The sequence below is a fragment of the Rhodococcus sp. 05-2254-5 genome (genome assembly GCF_002258575.1).
GTDB lineage: Bacteria > Actinomycetota > Actinomycetes > Mycobacteriales > Mycobacteriaceae > Rhodococcoides > Rhodococcoides fascians.
Genome location: NZ_NOZG01000029.1, coordinates 156756 through 172424, shown reverse-complemented (window position 1 = coordinate 172424; position 15669 = coordinate 156756). Strand labels below are relative to the sequence as shown.

At 64.5% G+C, this 15669-nt stretch carries 10 protein-coding genes; 6 read left to right on the top strand and 4 right to left on the bottom strand.

Features of this window, described 5'->3' with window-relative positions:
* Nucleotides 1-593: 593 nt before the first annotated feature.
* The 3 genes from rpoB (at nt 594) to CH278_RS20195 (ending at nt 8745) form a co-directional block, all read left to right on the top strand.
* Nucleotides 594-4100, top strand: coding sequence for a DNA-directed RNA polymerase subunit beta (rpoB, locus tag CH278_RS20205; RefSeq protein WP_032365281.1), 3507 nt, complete (start codon nt 594-596; stop codon nt 4098-4100).
* Nucleotides 4101-4231: 131 nt separating this feature from the next.
* Nucleotides 4232-8188: a DNA-directed RNA polymerase subunit beta' gene (locus CH278_RS20200; RefSeq protein WP_027498213.1), complete on the top strand. Its 3957-nt coding sequence runs from the start codon at nt 4232-4234 to the stop codon at nt 8186-8188.
* A gap of 167 nt (nt 8189-8355) precedes the next feature.
* Complete coding sequence (locus CH278_RS20195; RefSeq protein ID WP_045840689.1) at nt 8356-8745, top strand: VOC family protein; 390 nt, start codon at nt 8356-8358, stop codon at nt 8743-8745.
* Nucleotides 8746-8762: 17 nt separating this feature from the next.
* Here CH278_RS20195 and CH278_RS20190 read toward each other — a convergent pair whose 3' ends face one another.
* Nucleotides 8763-10148 carry an MFS transporter gene (locus tag CH278_RS20190; RefSeq protein ID WP_094622916.1) on the bottom strand — a complete coding sequence of 462 codons (1386 nt, stop codon included), beginning with the start codon at nt 10146-10148 and terminating at the stop codon, nt 8763-8765.
* Between the two features lie 67 nt (nt 10149-10215).
* On the opposite strand from CH278_RS20190, the gene soxR reads away from it, so the two are divergent.
* Nucleotides 10216-10653: a redox-sensitive transcriptional activator SoxR gene (gene soxR / locus CH278_RS20185; protein ID WP_174557295.1), complete on the top strand. Its 438-nt coding sequence runs from the start codon at nt 10216-10218 to the stop codon at nt 10651-10653.
* A 38-nt stretch (nt 10654-10691) separates the two neighbouring features.
* Here soxR and CH278_RS20180 read toward each other — a convergent pair whose 3' ends face one another.
* Complete coding sequence (locus tag CH278_RS20180) at nt 10692-11054, bottom strand: nuclear transport factor 2 family protein (protein ID WP_032375382.1); 363 nt, start codon at nt 11052-11054, stop codon at nt 10692-10694.
* A 76-nt stretch (nt 11055-11130) separates the two neighbouring features.
* Between CH278_RS20180 and CH278_RS20175 the strand changes: the two genes are divergently transcribed.
* On the top strand, nt 11131-11625 hold the full coding sequence (locus tag CH278_RS20175) for a MarR family winged helix-turn-helix transcriptional regulator (RefSeq protein ID WP_032386237.1): 495 nt from the start codon (nt 11131-11133) through the stop codon (nt 11623-11625).
* Nucleotides 11626-11703: 78 nt separating this feature from the next.
* On the top strand, nt 11704-13323 hold the full coding sequence (locus CH278_RS20170; RefSeq protein ID WP_094622915.1) for an alkaline phosphatase D family protein: 1620 nt from the start codon (nt 11704-11706) through the stop codon (nt 13321-13323).
* Between the two features lie 17 nt (nt 13324-13340).
* Here the strand turns inward: CH278_RS20170 and CH278_RS20165 are convergent, their stop codons facing one another.
* Both CH278_RS20165 and CH278_RS20160 read right to left on the bottom strand, forming a co-directional pair.
* Nucleotides 13341-13907, bottom strand: a complete 567-nt coding sequence (locus CH278_RS20165; RefSeq protein WP_094622710.1) for a GNAT family N-acetyltransferase — start codon at nt 13905-13907, stop codon at nt 13341-13343.
* 23 nt (nt 13908-13930) lie between these two features.
* On the bottom strand, nt 13931-15571 hold the full coding sequence (locus CH278_RS20160) for a GMC oxidoreductase (RefSeq protein ID WP_094622709.1): 1641 nt from the start codon (nt 15569-15571) through the stop codon (nt 13931-13933).
* Nucleotides 15572-15669: the final 98 nt, after the last annotated feature.

Below are 15669 nucleotides of genomic sequence, written 5' to 3'. Positions count from 1 at the left end.
CGCAGTCGCCGGAGCCCCGATCCGACGAATGTCGATCAGCAGATCCCTCGGTAGCGATTCGTCCGGGTCGCCGCGATCGGCGGGATGAACGGCAGAGGCGAACAGCTCGAGTGAACTGCAGGGGTGATCAGCTTCCGTGTCGGTCGGGGAGGACCGACAGACTCGCGTCTGTGCCAGTCGTCACATCGGTCGCCTCGGGCGGGGTCGATGCGCCGGTTTCCCGCGGACCTCTTGACGAAGGGAGGCGCAAGGTTCACTCTTGTCGTCAGGAGCACCCCCTTGCGGTATCGGGCGCACACCTGTTCGAGACGGCGTGGCGACACGCTTTCCTCGACTCGGTGCGAGAACGGACCTCGGGTGTTACTTTTGATGCCCCCGTTGCGCCTTGCGCACATTTGGGGTACCTTTGGAGGTTGCGCTGGCTGCCTCCTGTCCACCTCTCGATCGCTGTTACCCGAAAGCACGTTTTCGGGCCGCTGTGATGGGGATTCGGTCTGGTTGCGACCAGCCGAAATTCGCCCCACATATAGCAAACAGATACAGCGGCGGTCGCCATGTCGTTTCGGTTGACAGAACGGCGCGACCCGCGTGAGGTGCTGGAAGGACGCATCTTGGCAGTCTCTAGCCAGACCAAGGCAGTTGTCGGAACACCGGGAGCCCCGAGGAGGGTTTCGTTCGCGAACATTCGCGAGCCGTTGGAGGTACCCGGTCTCCTCGATGTACAGACGGACTCGTTCGAGTGGCTGGTAGGTGCGCAGAGTTGGCGCGACCGTGCCGCCGCCCGTGGAGACAGCGGTGTCTCCGGCGGACTCGAGGACATCCTGACCGAGCTCTCTCCGATCGAGGACTTCTCGGGCTCGATGTCGCTCTCCTTCTCCGACCCACGATTCGACGAGGTCAAGGCCTCGACCGATGAGTGCAAGGACAAGGACATGACGTACGCGGCTCCGCTGTTCGTCACCGCCGAGTTCATCAACAACAACACCGGCGAGATCAAGAGCCAGACGGTCTTCATGGGTGATTTCCCGATGATGACCGACAAGGGCACCTTCATCATCAACGGCACCGAGCGCGTCGTCGTCTCGCAGCTGGTGCGTTCTCCGGGCGTCTACTTCGATCACTCGATCGACAAGACCACCGAGAAGGACCTGCACAGCGTCAAGGTCATCCCCGGCCGCGGTGCTTGGCTCGAGTTCGACGTCGACAAGCGCGACACCGTCGGTGTCCGCATCGACCGCAAGCGTCGTCAGCCCGTCACGGTGCTGCTTAAGGCTCTCGGCTGGTCCACCGAGCAGATCACGGAGCGATTCGGCTTCTCCGAGATCCTCATGGCCACGCTGGAGAAGGACAACACCGCCGGTACCGACGAGGCTCTCCTCGACATCTACCGCAAGCTGCGTCCGGGCGAGCCGCCGACCAAGGAGTCGGCGCAGACCCTGCTGGAGAACCTGTTCTTCAAGGACAAGCGCTACGACCTCGCTCGCGTGGGTCGCTACAAGATCAACAAGAAGCTCGGCCTCAACTCGGGTCAGCCCATCGTGGCGTCGACCCTCACCGAGGAAGACATCGTCGCGACCATCGAGTACCTCGTGCGTCTGCACGCAGGTGAGACCTCGATGACCGCACCCGACGGCGTCGAGGTTCCGGTCGAGGTCGACGACATCGACCACTTCGGCAACCGTCGTCTGCGCACCGTTGGCGAGCTCATCCAGAACCAGATCCGCGTGGGCCTGTCCCGCATGGAGCGCGTCGTGCGCGAACGTATGACGACTCAGGACGTCGAGGCGATCACGCCGCAGACCCTGATCAACATCCGTCCCGTCGTCGCTGCGATCAAGGAGTTCTTCGGAACCTCCCAGCTCTCGCAGTTCATGGACCAGAACAACCCGCTGTCGGGTCTGACGCACAAGCGTCGCCTGTCGGCACTGGGACCCGGCGGTCTCTCTCGTGAGCGCGCCGGCCTCGAGGTCCGCGACGTGCACCCCTCGCACTACGGCCGCATGTGCCCCATCGAGACCCCGGAAGGCCCGAACATCGGCCTGATCGGTTCGCTCTCGGTGTACGCACGCGTCAACCCGTTCGGCTTCATCGAGACCCCGTACCGCAAGGTCGTCGACGGCAAGGTCACCGACGAGGTCGATTACCTGACCGCCGACGAGGAGGATCGCCACACGCTCGCGCAGGCGAACTCCCCGGTCGACGATTCGGGTCACTTCATCGAGGACAAGATTCTCGTTCGTCGTAAGGGTGGAGAGGTCGAGTTCGTCTCGTCCGACGACATCGATTACATGGACGTCTCGCCTCGTCAGATGGTGTCCGTCGCAACCGCGATGATTCCGTTCCTCGAGCATGACGACGCCAACCGTGCCCTGATGGGCGCGAACATGCAGCGTCAGGCTGTCCCGCTGGTGCGCAGCGAGGCTCCGATCGTCGGTACCGGCATGGAGCTGCGTGCCGCTGTCGACGCCGGTGACGTCGTCATCACCGAGAAGACCGGTGTCGTCGAAGAGGTCTCCGCCGATTACGTCACGGTCATGGCCGACGACGGATCGCGCAAGACCTACCGGATGCGCAAGTTCGCGCGCTCCAACCAGGGCACCTGCGCCAACCAGCGTCCGATCGTGGACGAGGGACAGCGCGTCGAGTCCGGCCAGGTCCTCGCCGACGGCCCCTGCACCGAGAACGGTGAGATGGCACTCGGCAAGAACCTGCTGCTGGCGATCATGCCGTGGGAGGGCCACAACTACGAGGACGCGATCATCCTGTCGCAGCGCCTCGTGGAAGAGGACGTTCTCACCTCGATCCACATCGAGGAGCACGAGATCGATGCTCGCGACACCAAGCTCGGTGCCGAAGAGATCACTCGCGACATCCCGAACGTCTCCGACGAGGTCCTCGCAGACCTCGACGAGCGCGGCATCATCCGTATCGGTGCCGAGGTTCGTGACGGCGACGTGCTGGTCGGAAAGGTCACGCCGAAGGGCGAGACCGAGCTGACCCCTGAAGAGCGCCTGCTGCGCGCCATCTTCGGTGAAAAGGCTCGCGAAGTTCGCGACACCTCGCTCAAGGTTCCGCACGGCGAGAACGGAAAGGTCATCGGCATCCGCGTCTTCTCGCGCGACGACGACGACGATCTGCCTCCCGGCGTCAACGAGCTGGTCCGCGTCTACGTGGCTCAGAAGCGCAAGATCCAGGACGGCGACAAGCTCGCCGGCCGTCACGGCAACAAGGGCGTCATCGGCAAGATCCTCCCGCAGGAGGACATGCCGTTCCTGCCCGACGGCACCCCGATCGACATCATCCTCAACACCCACGGTGTTCCGCGTCGTATGAACATCGGTCAGGTCCTCGAAACCCACCTGGGTTGGATCGGCAAGACCGGTTGGAACGTGCAGATCGCCGCGGACGGCAGCAAGCCCGATTGGGCCGAACGCCTGCCCGAGGAGATGCTGGCGGCTCCGGCCGACAGCAACATCGCCACCCCGGTGTTCGACGGTGCCAAGGAGAATCAGCTCGCCGGCCTGCTGGAGAGCACGATCCCCAACCGCGACGGCGAGCAGATGGTCGGATCCGACGGAAAGGCCACGTTGTTCGACGGCCGCTCCGGCGAGCCGTTCCCGTACCCGGTGTCGGTGGGCTACATGTACATCATCAAGCTGCACCACTTGGTCGACGACAAGATCCACGCTCGTTCGACCGGGCCGTACTCGATGATCACGCAGCAGCCCCTCGGTGGTAAGGCCCAGTTCGGTGGACAGCGCTTCGGTGAGATGGAGTGCTGGGCCATGCAGGCCTACGGTGCCGCGTACACGCTGCAGGAGCTTCTCACCATCAAGTCGGACGACGTTGTCGGCCGCGTGAAGGTGTACGAGGCGATCGTCAAGGGCGAGAACATTCCCGAGCCCGGTATCCCCGAGTCCTTCAAGGTGCTCCTCAAAGAGCTCCAGTCGCTGTGCCTCAACGTGGAGGTGCTGTCCTCGGACGGCGCTGCCATCACGATGGCCGACGGTGACGACGAAGACCTCGAGCGTGCCGCAGCCAACCTGGGAATCAACCTCTCCCGCAACGAAGCTGCCACGGTCGACGACCTAGCGCAGTGAACGCAGTGAACGCGGTCATGCAGCCAGCTCAGTAGTTCTGTGGTCTGCCGGATCCGCCCAGTGCGGATCCGGCAGGCGTTTCTCTCATTTGCTCTTCCAGCACAACACCCATAACGGGGAAAGGAAGTTACGTGCTCGACGTCAACTTCTTCGATGAACTTCGCATTGGCCTTGCCACTGCGGACGACATCCGTCAGTGGTCCTACGGCGAGGTCAAGAAGCCGGAGACCATCAACTACCGCACGCTCAAGCCCGAGAAGGACGGCCTCTTCTGCGAGAAGATCTTCGGCCCCACTCGGGACTGGGAGTGCTACTGCGGCAAGTACAAGCGCGTCCGCTTCAAGGGCATCATCTGTGAGCGCTGTGGCGTCGAGGTCACTCGCGCCAAGGTGCGTCGTGAGCGCATGGGCCACATCGAACTGGCCGCTCCGGTCACGCACATCTGGTACTTCAAGGGTGTGCCGTCGCGTCTGGGCTACCTGCTCGATCTGGCTCCGAAGGATCTCGAGAAGATCATCTACTTCGCTGCCTACGTCATCACCACGGTCGACGACGAGCTCCGTCACAACGAGCTCTCGACTCTCGAGGCCGAGATGGAGGTCGAGAAGAAGGCCGTCGCAGATCAGCGCGACGCCGATCTCGAGGCTCGTGCGCAGAAGCTCGAAGCCGACATCGCCGAACTCGAAGCCGAGGGTGCCAAGTCCGACGTGCGCCGCAAGGTCAAGGACGGCGGCGAGCGCGAGATGCGTCAGCTCCGTGACCGCGCGCAGCGTGAGCTCGATCGTCTCGAAGAGATCTGGACCACGTTCACCAAGCTTGCTCCCAAGCAGCTCATCGTCGACGAGCTCATCTACCGCGAGCTCATCGACCGGTACGGCGAGTACTTCACCGGTGCCATGGGTGCCGAGTCCATCCAGAAGCTCATGCAGACCTTCGACATCGATGCCGAGGCGGAATCTCTTCGCGAGACCATCCGCAGTGGCAAGGGTCAGAAGAAGCTGCGCGCGCTCAAGCGTCTGAAGGTCGTCGCCGCATTCCAGGCCGGCCGTAACTCGCCGATGGGCATGGTCCTGGACGCTGTCCCGGTCATCCCACCGGAGCTTCGTCCGATGGTGCAGCTCGACGGTGGCCGTTTCGCGACGTCCGACCTCAACGACCTGTACCGCCGCGTCATCAACCGCAACAACCGCCTCAAGCGTCTGATCGATCTCGGTGCTCCCGAGATCATTGTCAACAACGAGAAGCGGATGCTGCAGGAGTCGGTCGACGCCCTGTTCGACAACGGCCGTCGCGGACGTCCGGTCACCGGACCGGGTAACCGCCCGCTGAAGTCGCTCTCCGACTTGCTCAAGGGCAAGCAGGGACGATTCCGTCAGAACCTCCTCGGCAAGCGCGTCGACTACTCCGGCCGTTCGGTCATCGTCGTCGGCCCGCAGCTCAAGCTGCACCAGTGCGGTCTGCCCAAGCTGATGGCACTCGAGCTGTTCAAGCCGTTCGTGATGAAGCGTCTGGTGGATCTGAACCACGCGCAGAACATCAAGTCGGCCAAGCGCATGGTCGAGCGTCAGCGTCCGCAGGTGTGGGACGTTCTCGAAGAGGTCATCGCCGAGCACCCCGTGCTGCTGAACCGTGCACCCACCCTGCACCGGTTGGGCATCCAGGCGTTCGAGCCGCAGCTCGTCGAGGGCAAGGCCATCCAGCTGCACCCGCTCGTGTGTGAGGCGTTCAACGCCGACTTCGACGGTGACCAGATGGCCGTCCACCTCCCGCTGTCCGCCGAGGCTCAGGCCGAGGCACGCGTGCTGATGCTGTCGTCGAACAACATCCTCTCGCCGGCATCGGGCCGCCCGCTCGCCATGCCGCGTCTGGACATGGTGACGGGTCTGTACCACCTGACACGTCTCGATGCCGGTGCTGTCGGCGAGCGCGTCGACGCATCGACCGATCAGGCCGAGTTCGGGGCGTACTCCTCCCCGGCCGAGGCTCAGATGGCCGTCGATCGTGGATCGCTGACCGTGCAGTCGCAGATTCGGGTTCGTCTCACCACGCAGCGCCCGCCGCGTGACATCGAGAACGAGCTGTTCCCCGAGGGCTGGAACCGCGGTGACGCATGGACCGCGGAGACCACTCTGGGACGCGTGCTCTTCAACGAGCTGCTTCCGGCGGACTACCCGTTCGTCAACGAGCAGATGCCGAAGAAGCGTCAGTCGACCATCATCAACGATCTCGCCGAGCGTTACCCGATGATCGTCGTCGCGCAGACCGTCGACAAGCTCAAGGACGCAGGCTTCTACTGGGCCACGCGTTCGGGTGTCACCATCTCGATCTCCGACGTCCTCGTGCCGCCGGAGAAGCCGCAGATCATGGAGACCTTCGAGGCTCAGGCCGATCAGATCGAGAAGAAGTACCAGCGTGGCGCACTCGACAAGGTCGAGCGCAACTCCGCACTGGTCAAGATCTGGCAGGACGCGACCGAGCAGGTCGGTAAGGCCATGGAGGCCCACTTCCCCGATGACAACCCGATCCCGATGATCGTGAAGTCCGGCGCAGCCGGAAACATGACTCAGGTTCGCTCGCTCGCCGGTATGAAGGGCTTGGTGACGAACCCGAAGGGTGAGTTCATCCCGCGTCCGATCAAGTCTTCCTTCAAGGAAGGCCTGACGGTCCTCGAGTACTTCATCAACACGCACGGCGCTCGTAAGGGTCTGGCCGATACGGCGCTTCGTACCGCCGACTCGGGCTACCTGACGCGTCGTCTGGTCGACGTCTCGCAGGATGTCATCGTTCGGGAAACCGACTGTGGCACCGAGCGCGGCATCGTCACGACGATCGCGGAGAAGACCGCCGACGGCAAGATGATCCGCGACGCTCACGTCGAGACCAGCACGTACGCCCGCACCTTGGCGAACGACGCTGTCGACGAGAACGGCACGGTCATCGTCGCTCGTGGACACGATCTCGGTGACCCGGCCATCGACGCGCTGCTCGCTGCGGGCATCACGTCGGTCAAGGTTCGCTCGGTGCTCACCTGCACCACCGGAACCGGCGTCTGCGCCACCTGCTACGGCCGTTCGATGGCCACCGGCAAGCTGGTCGACATCGGTGAGGCCGTCGGTATCGTTGCCGCACAGTCCATCGGTGAGCCCGGAACCCAGCTGACCATGCGTACCTTCCACCAGGGTGGTGTCGCCGGAGATGACATCACCGGTGGTCTGCCTCGCGTGCAGGAGCTGTTCGAGGCACGTGTGCCGAAGGGCAAGGCTCCGATCGCGGACGTGTCGGGACGCATCCAGCTCGAGGACGGCGATCGTTTCTACAAGATCACCATCGTCCCGGACGACGGCGGCGAAGAGGTTGTCTACGACAAGCTCTCCAAGCGTCAGCGTCTGCGCGTCTTCAAGCATGACGACGGCACCGAGCGCCTTCTGGCGGACGGTGACCACGTCGAGGTCGGCCAGCAGCTCATGGAAGGTGCTGCCGATCCGCACGAGGTGCTGCGCGTGATGGGTCCTCGCCAGGTTCAGATCCACTTGGTCAACGAGGTCCAGGAGGTGTACAGGTCGCAGGGTGTGTCGATTCACGACAAGCACATCGAGACCATCGTGCGCCAGATGCTCCGTCGCGTGACGATCATCGACAGCGGCTCCACCGAATTCCTGCCCGGTTCACTCACCGAGCGCAGCGAATTCGAGTCGAGCAACCGTCGCGTGGTCTCCGAGGGTGGCGAGCCCGCAGCCGGACGTCCGGTCCTGATGGGTATCACCAAGGCGTCGCTGGCCACCGATTCGTGGCTGTCGGCAGCGTCCTTCCAGGAGACCACTCGTGTGCTCACCGACGCGGCGATCAACTGCCGTAGCGACAAGCTCATAGGTCTCAAGGAGAACGTCATCATCGGTAAGCTCATCCCGGCTGGTACCGGCATCAACCGGTACCGGAACATCACGGTGCAGCCGACCGAAGAGGCACGTGCCGCGGCATACGCGGTGCCGTCGTACGACGATCAGTACTACAGCCCGGACGGCTTCGGCCAGGGAACCGGTGCTGCAGTGCCGCTCGACGACTACGGTTTCTCCAACGAATACCGCTAGAGCGACTCCGTCGCACGTGCACGGAACTTCGTAGCCCACTACGAGTTTCCACTCACGACGACAGGGCGTGACCAACAAAGCCCCGCATCGACTTCGGTCGGTGCGGGGCTTTGTTCTATGTGGAGGGGGCGCGGTGAGTTTCCCGCGGCACTCGGGTCGGTACCGGTATGACCGAGCAAACACCCAGCACCATCGTGAACATCGGCGTGGCCATGTTCACCGTCGCCGATCAGGACGCAGCCCTCGATTTCTACTCCCGCGTTCTCGGGTTCGAGATTCGCGGTGATCTGCGCTTCGGTCCCGAGAGTGAATACCGGTGGTTGGAAGTGGCCCCGCCGGGTTCGACGGCGCGGCTCGCCCTCAACCCGCCGATGGGAGGTACGCCCGGTGGCGGGTCCATCGGTGTCGAGACAGCTGACGTCGCGGCCGAGCACAAGCGGCTCAGCGCTCTCGGCGGCGTCGATCTCGACGACTTCATGGAAGAGGTGGACGGCGTGCCGCCGATGTTCGCCTTGCGAGATCCCGACGGCAATTCGATCTGGGTCGTCCAGACCTGATCCGGGCAGCCGACGACCTACGCGCGCTGCGATCGCGCCGCCGCTGCAACACTGACGAATGCCAGCGCCGCAAAGGTGAACAGCAGCAACTGCGCCGATCGCAGCGTCGACGGTTCCCCGAGGTTCACCAGGACACCCGCCAGAGCTGCTCCGAAGGCGTTGGCGATCAGCTGAACAGTGTTGATGGCGGCTGAGGCTCGTGCGCCTTCGCCGGGTTCGGCAACGGAGGTCATGGCACCGACGGCCAAGTGTGGCCACGCGATTCCGATTCCGACGCCCGCGACGAGCAGACCCACTACCCACGTGGTGATGGAATCGGGACCTGCTTGGTCGGCGAGACACGTTGCCACGATGCACAATCCGGCGGCGACGAGGATCGGGCCTGCGATGACGATGCGTCGCACGACGCGTGGAGCGGTGGCCGATGCGCTCGGTATCTCGCCGAGGGTCCACCCGAGCGCCAGTGCGGCTCCGAGGAATCCGGCGGCCAGCGGTGCCAATCCGGCGAGACGTTGGCCGAACAGTGGGATGAAGGTCTCCACCGTGGACGCGACGGCGAGGACGACGATGGTCAGGTATATCCATTTCAGCGCGGACGCGCCGAAGGTCGACGGGGGGAGTACGCCGTGCGCTGCGCGACGGTCGGCGGCCACGAAGGCGATCAGCAGGAGTACTCCTCCCAGGACCATTGCCGCGGTGATCGCGAGGTTGGAGACCACGCCGGCGATACTCACCAGCAGGGCAGCTGTGGTGAGCAGGGTCAGCGACAGTGTCGGCACCGGGCTGGGTTCGGTGGCTTCAGCGGTGTGGGCGGGCAGTGCTCGCGGGACGAGGGCAGCCATGGCCAGAGCTGCGAGAACGAGCACACCGAAGGCCATTCGCCAGGCTCCGAATTGCGCGAAGATGCCGCCGACGGCCGGTCCGGCGAACGTTCCCACACCCCACATGGCCGAGACCAGAGCCGCACCTCGCGTCCAGAGATGTTGCGGCAGTGCGGCATTGATGACGGCGTAGCCGAGTCCGGCCAGTAGGCCACCTCCTGCGCCCTGAATTGTGCGGCCCACCAGTAAGAGTTCCATCGTGGGGCTGACGGCACACACGACGGTGCCGAGAGCGAAGGCCGTCAGGCCGATCAGGTAGGCACCGCGAGGTCCGCGGGCGGCCAGAACTTTGCTGACCAGCATCGAGGAGATGACGGACGCAACGAGGAAAACCGTTGCAGTCCAGGCGTAGTAGCGCTGGCCGCCGATCTCGTCGATGGCTGTGGGGAGCAGGCTGGTCGTCAGGTAGACGTTCGTGGCGTACAGCGCGACGCCGCCGGCGAGAACGGTAGCGGTGCCGAGGTAGCGAGCGCCGAGCAGCTGTCGCCAGGTTCCGGTCGTGGATTGGGTGGGGGAGTGCATGGTGTGTAAGGCTAGGATCTCGAGTGCACTTGAGATCAACTCGTCGTGTCGGCTGGGAGGCAGCATGATCCGTATCAGTGACGAACTGTTGTCCATCGGGGAGGTCGCGGCCAGAACCGGGGCCGCAGTGTCCGCGGTCCGGTATTACGAGACTCTCGGGCTCGTTCCCGCCGAGCGGACGGCGGGCAACGTCCGAAAGTTCCCCCGTCATGCCATTCGGCGGATCTCCCTGATTCAGGTCGCGGTGCGGTTCGGAATACCGCTCGCCGAGGTGGCCGAGGTCTTTGCGTCCCTACCGTCGGGGCGCACCCCGAACAAGCGCGACTGGGCCAAGATTTCGGTTGCATGGAACCAGCGGTTGGAGGATCGGAAGCAGTCGATTGCGCGGATGCAGGAGCAACTCACCGGCTGCATCGGCTGCGGATGTCTCTCCCTCAACAAATGCAGTCTGCTCAATCCAGGCGACGAGCTGGGCAAGGCGGGCCCCGGGGCGCGGCTCATCTGACGCGTACGTCGGCGGTGTCGAGTCTTGTGGGTGGCCGGCTATGGCTGGTCGATGAACGTGTACAGCTCGGTGATCAGGTTGTCCTTCACGACGACGAAGTCCTGGCCCGAGACTACGGCGGGGGCGTCGGGCGGCGACAGTGCCCAGGAGATTCGGGCGACGTCACCCAGGGCGGTGGGCTCGGCAGTGACGGCGAATGTCAGACCCTCGGAGGGCCCGACCAGCGCTCGAATAGCCTCGATGACCGGCTCTCTCCCGGTGGCGGTGTTCTCGGCGTCGTAGAACACCGCGTCCGGGTGATACATGGACTCGATGAGTTCGCGTCGTTTCGCGTCGTCGTTCGTGTTGAATACTTCGACGACGTTGCGGCGTGCCAGCTCTGCGGGAGTGCTGCGATCCATGGTGTGCCCCTAGGGTTGGTGGTCGGGGTTCGGTGCGCCGGTGCCCCCGGACCCAGCATCGCAGAAAGTACGTGACATGTCACCCAGTAACCCCGAAAGCACTCCGTGGTTGACGCCCATCGAGGAATCGGCGTGGCGCGCCTACATGGGTTTGTCGCTGCAGATGACGTTCGAGATGAACCGGCAGCTGACCGAAGAGCACGGTCTGTCCCTGGCCGACTATTCGGTGCTGGTCGCACTGGCGGACAGTCCCGACGGTCGTCGCCGGGTGACCGAACTGGCCGCCGAGATCGGCTGGGAGCGCAGCAGGGCCTCCCATCACCTCGCGCGGATGTCCACGCGAGGGCTCACCGATCGCGCTGTCTCGACTACCGACGGACGGGCCACGGATGCAGTGCTCACCGAGGCAGGCAGGGCCGCTCTGGACGCATCGGCGGCGGGTCACGTCGACGTGGTTCGGCGATTGTTCTTCGACGGGCTCGCACCCGAGGACATCGCCACTCTCGAACCGCTTCTCACTCGTCTGCGAGACCACGTGCGAGCCAACGGGACACTGCCGCGGCCGCAGTGACGGAGGCGACACACGAAGTTCACCTGCCCGTCGGATCGATGACGAATGCAGTTGTCGGTCGCACGAGAGTCTCGGACAATGGTGAACCGAGGTAACGACGTCAGGATCGGTCGCGACATTTCTCTGCGGGCCGGGGCCACACGTCGACAGTTTCTGACGTGGAGTGCGTTGGTGGGGGCGCTGGCCTTCACGCCCGAGCTTGCGAGGACATCCGCGACTGCAGGTGCGCAGTCGGTGATCACCCCCGACTATCCCTTCCGTCTCGGTGTTGCCTCCGGCGATCCGTTGCCCGATTCGGTGGTGCTGTGGACCAGACTCGCCACCGATCCGTTCGCCCCGCTGGGCGGCATGACGCCCGGTGTGGTGCCGGTCCAGTGGCAGATCGCTGCCGATGAAAAGTTCGGGCGTATCGCAGCGCAGGGGGTCGAGCTGGCAACCGAATTCGACGGTTGGTCCGTTCACGTCGATGTGCGCGGGCTCGAGCCGGCGCGCGAGTATTTCTACCGTTTCCTGGTCGGCCCACATGCGAGTCCCGTCGGTCGCACCAAAACTGCACCCGCACTTGGGCAGCCGCTGAGCACGCTCGATTTCGCCTGGGCTTCGTGCCAGAAATGGGAGGACGGGTTTTTCGGCGCGTACCAGGACCTGGCGGCCTCGAATCTCGATGTGGTGTTCTTTCTGGGCGACTACATCTACGAGTACGCGATCAAGAACGAGGGTGCGCGGGCGGGCGAGCCGCGCACCGAGTCGGCGGCCCGAGAAACCATGGTGCTGGCCGATTATCGCGATAGGTACGCCCTGTACAAGGCAGACGAGAACTTGGCTGCCGCACATGCGTCGGCACCGTTCGTCTCGACGTTCGACGACCACGAGGTGGACAACAACTGGGCCTCGCAGATCAGCCAGGACAACGACGATCCACGAGAGTTCCTGCTACGCAGGGCCGATGCGTTCAAGGCGTGGTGGGAGAACACTCCGGTGCGCGCGAACCTGCGGCCCGTCGGCCCGGACATGAAGGTCTATCGCCGGTTCTCGTTCGGTGATCTGGTGGACTTCTCGGTGCTCGACACCCGGCAGTACCGCAGCGATCAGGCTCATGGAGACGGTGAGCACGCGCAGGACGCCGAGACGGCGGATCCGGCGCGCACCATCACCGGTGCGGCACAGGAACAATGGATCCTCGACGGATTCGCGTCGCCGTCGAGGTGGAACTTCCTGGCGCATCAGACCGTCATGTCCGATCTCGCGCAGGGGCAGGGCAACGACCGGAAGGTCGGCATGGATCCGTGGAGCGGCTACGAAGCGTCCCGGCATCGAATTCTCGACGGAGCCAGGGATCGTGGCACGAAGAACGTGGCGTCGATCGTCGGCGACATCCACCGGACGATCGTCTCGGAGTTGCGACGCGACTACCAGGATCAGGTCTCGCCGTTGCAGGGAGTCGAGATCGCCACCACGTCCATCGCGTCGGGCAAGGACGGTGCCGTCATCGACAAGACCGGTGCTGCGATCGCCGACGGTTCACCCCACGTCAAGTACGGAAACGCCCGTCGCGGCTACCTGCGCAGCACCCTGACACCCACCGAATGGCGTTCGGAGGTAAGGGTTCTCGACGCCGTGTCGACGCCGGGTAAGCCGGTTCGCACGGCCATGACGGTCACCGTTCCCGAGGGGCGGCCGGAGATCCAGCTGGGGTAGCGCCTGGTGCCGCAGGCTCATCCCGTGCCGAATGTTCGGATCATGGACCACACCTCGGGCCCCTCACTCGGTGTGGCGTGGCTCGAAACACGGAACCCGGCCCGCTCGTACAGGCGCACGTTGCGCAGATCCGATGTGTCCAAAGCCAACCCGGAGGCACCACGTTGCTGTGCTTCCTCGACGGCCTTCTCGAGCAGTAGTCCGCCGATCCCGTGCCCTTGCCGATGCGGTTGCACGCCGAGCGTTTCCAGTGTCCATGACCCCGGTGCTGCGTCGCTGGAGGACAGTCGGTCGATCCGATCTCCGTGTAGCTCGATGATCCGCGCGATGGATTCGTCACCGGGTGGAGGGGCATCTACGGGCAGTAGTGCAGCGACCCCGGCGTAGTCGGCGGTGAGCAATACGATTCCGTGTCGATGTGCATGTTGTAGGTACAGCTGCTGGAGTTCCTGCAGCGTGGCCAGGTAGTCCTCGGCCGGGATCACCCATCGCGTCCATGGGTAGTCGGCAAATGCGTCGCGCAGTGTGTCGGCCGCAGGTGCCAGATCGTGATTTTCGGCAAGTCTGGTGGCGGGATGGTGCATGGGTATACCTCTGGAAAGACGGCTCAGCGACCGTCGGCGATGATCTGTGCGACGTTGCGTTCGGCGAGTGCGGTAATGGTCAGTGACGGGTTGGCGGCACCGGTGCTGCCCGGGATCAGGGCACCGTCGACGACGTAGAGCCCGGGGTGGCCCTTGACGCGACCGTAATCGTCGGTGGCGTCGCCGAGTACTGCGCCGCCCAGGGGGTGCGCGGTGAAGGTGTCGTCGACATCGCGGGTGAACGGTTCGGCGGCGACGATGGTGCCGCCGGCCTGCGCCATGCGATTCTGCACGGCGCGTAGGGCTTCGACGGTGTCTCGGCTGCCACCCTTGGGCCAGTTGAGGGTCAATCTGTTTGCGGCGGAATCGAATCCGAAGTTCCCCCGAAGCGGGTCGATGGTCATACCGAGTGAGCCGAGGAAGCCCATGTTCACGGGAACGCCTGGGGTGTACCAGTTCTCGACGGTCAGGGGCAGTCCGGAGTCGTCGACGATGCGGGATGCGCAGGGCGCAGCCTGCGGTCCGGCAGACATCGGTCCGAGGGACCTGGTCATCGAGGCGTCGCCGTTGGTGCCCCAGCCGGTGCCGACGAATTCGTTGAGGTTCGACAATGCTCCGGTGGTGCGTGCGCGCATCAACAGTTCGGTGGTACCGATGGATCCGGCCCCGAGGACGAGGGTGTCGCACGTGAGTGTCCGGGTCTCGACGATGTTGCCGAACGGGTCGAGGCGTTCGATGTCGACGCGGTAGCGGCCGCCGGATTCGCTGCCGATCGCTGCGACGCGGTGGCTGTGGCACACCGTCGCGTTACCGGTGGCTTCGGCTTGGGGGATGTAGTTCTGGGTCAGGTCGTGCTTGGCACCGTTGGAGTTACCGAAGGTGCTCTCACCGACGGTGGCGGACGGCCGGGAGCGGCCGGCGATCTCGTCGCGCACGACGTTCCAGTTCCAGTTGCCGTCGACTGCTTCGGGGCGGAAGCCTGCGCGGCGGGCGTGATCGTCCCAGGTTCGTGAGTGAGCGAAGTTGGGGCTGTTGTAGACGTCCTCGGGCATCGCCGACGGCCGGAGCATGGAACGGGCCTTGGGATACCAGGTGGCTGCCATCTCGTCGTAGTTCAGGCGTCCGCCGAACGAGAGGTCGAAGAATTTCTTGTTCGGTGCGATGGTGACGCCGGTGTACACAACGGATCCGCCGCCGACGGCCGCGCCGCGCCAGACCGAGAGGTTCTCGTAGCGGGTGGTGTCGAGGACGCCGCCGAAGAGATCGACCGGTCCGACGGGGAGACCGGTGATGTTGGTGAACGAGTTCTGCTGCCACAGTCCGCGGCCGTCGGCCGTCATGTCCGCCGTGAAGATTTCGCGCCAGGGGTCGCGCGGCCAGCGCAGTCCGCGCTCGAGGACGTTCACCGCGGTGCCGGCCTGAGCCATGCGTAGGGCGGCGGCGCTGGCTCCGAAGCCGGAACCGATGACGATGACGGGCGAGTGGTCCGGTGGCCGGGGAGGGTCGGCGAACAGTTCGGGTACCAGCGACCGGATGCGGTCTGCTCCGATCGGCAGAGCGCCGGCGACGGGGGATCCGGCCAGTCCGGTCGAACTCAGGACCGGGGCTGCAGCGGCACCGAGCATTCCGGCAGCGGCCAACCGCAACAGTTGCCTTCTATTCACGGCAGTACTTCCCCCTCGGACACCTCGCGGACAGCGCTCCCGATTCTGTCGTGTTTGCGACAAGAAAGCCAACGGTCCGGTCGTATTTCGGGACGGCT

Coding starts and splice junctions, on each gene's coding strand:
- CH278_RS20180 (WP_032375382.1), bottom strand. CDS start 11,054: ATGGATCGCAGCACTCCCGCAGAGCTGGCACGCCGCAACGTCGTCGAA.
- CH278_RS20195 (WP_045840689.1), top strand. CDS start 8,356: ATGACCGAGCAAACACCCAGCACCATCGTGAACATCGGCGTGGCCATG.
- CH278_RS20165 (WP_094622710.1), bottom strand. CDS start 13,907: ATGCACCATCCCGCCACCAGACTTGCCGAAAATCACGATCTGGCACCT.
- CH278_RS20190 (WP_094622916.1), bottom strand. CDS start 10,148: ATGCACTCCCCCACCCAATCCACGACCGGAACCTGGCGACAGCTGCTC.
- CH278_RS20170 (WP_094622915.1), top strand. CDS start 11,704: ATGGTGAACCGAGGTAACGACGTCAGGATCGGTCGCGACATTTCTCTG.
- CH278_RS20175 (WP_032386237.1), top strand. CDS start 11,131: ATGTCACCCAGTAACCCCGAAAGCACTCCGTGGTTGACGCCCATCGAG.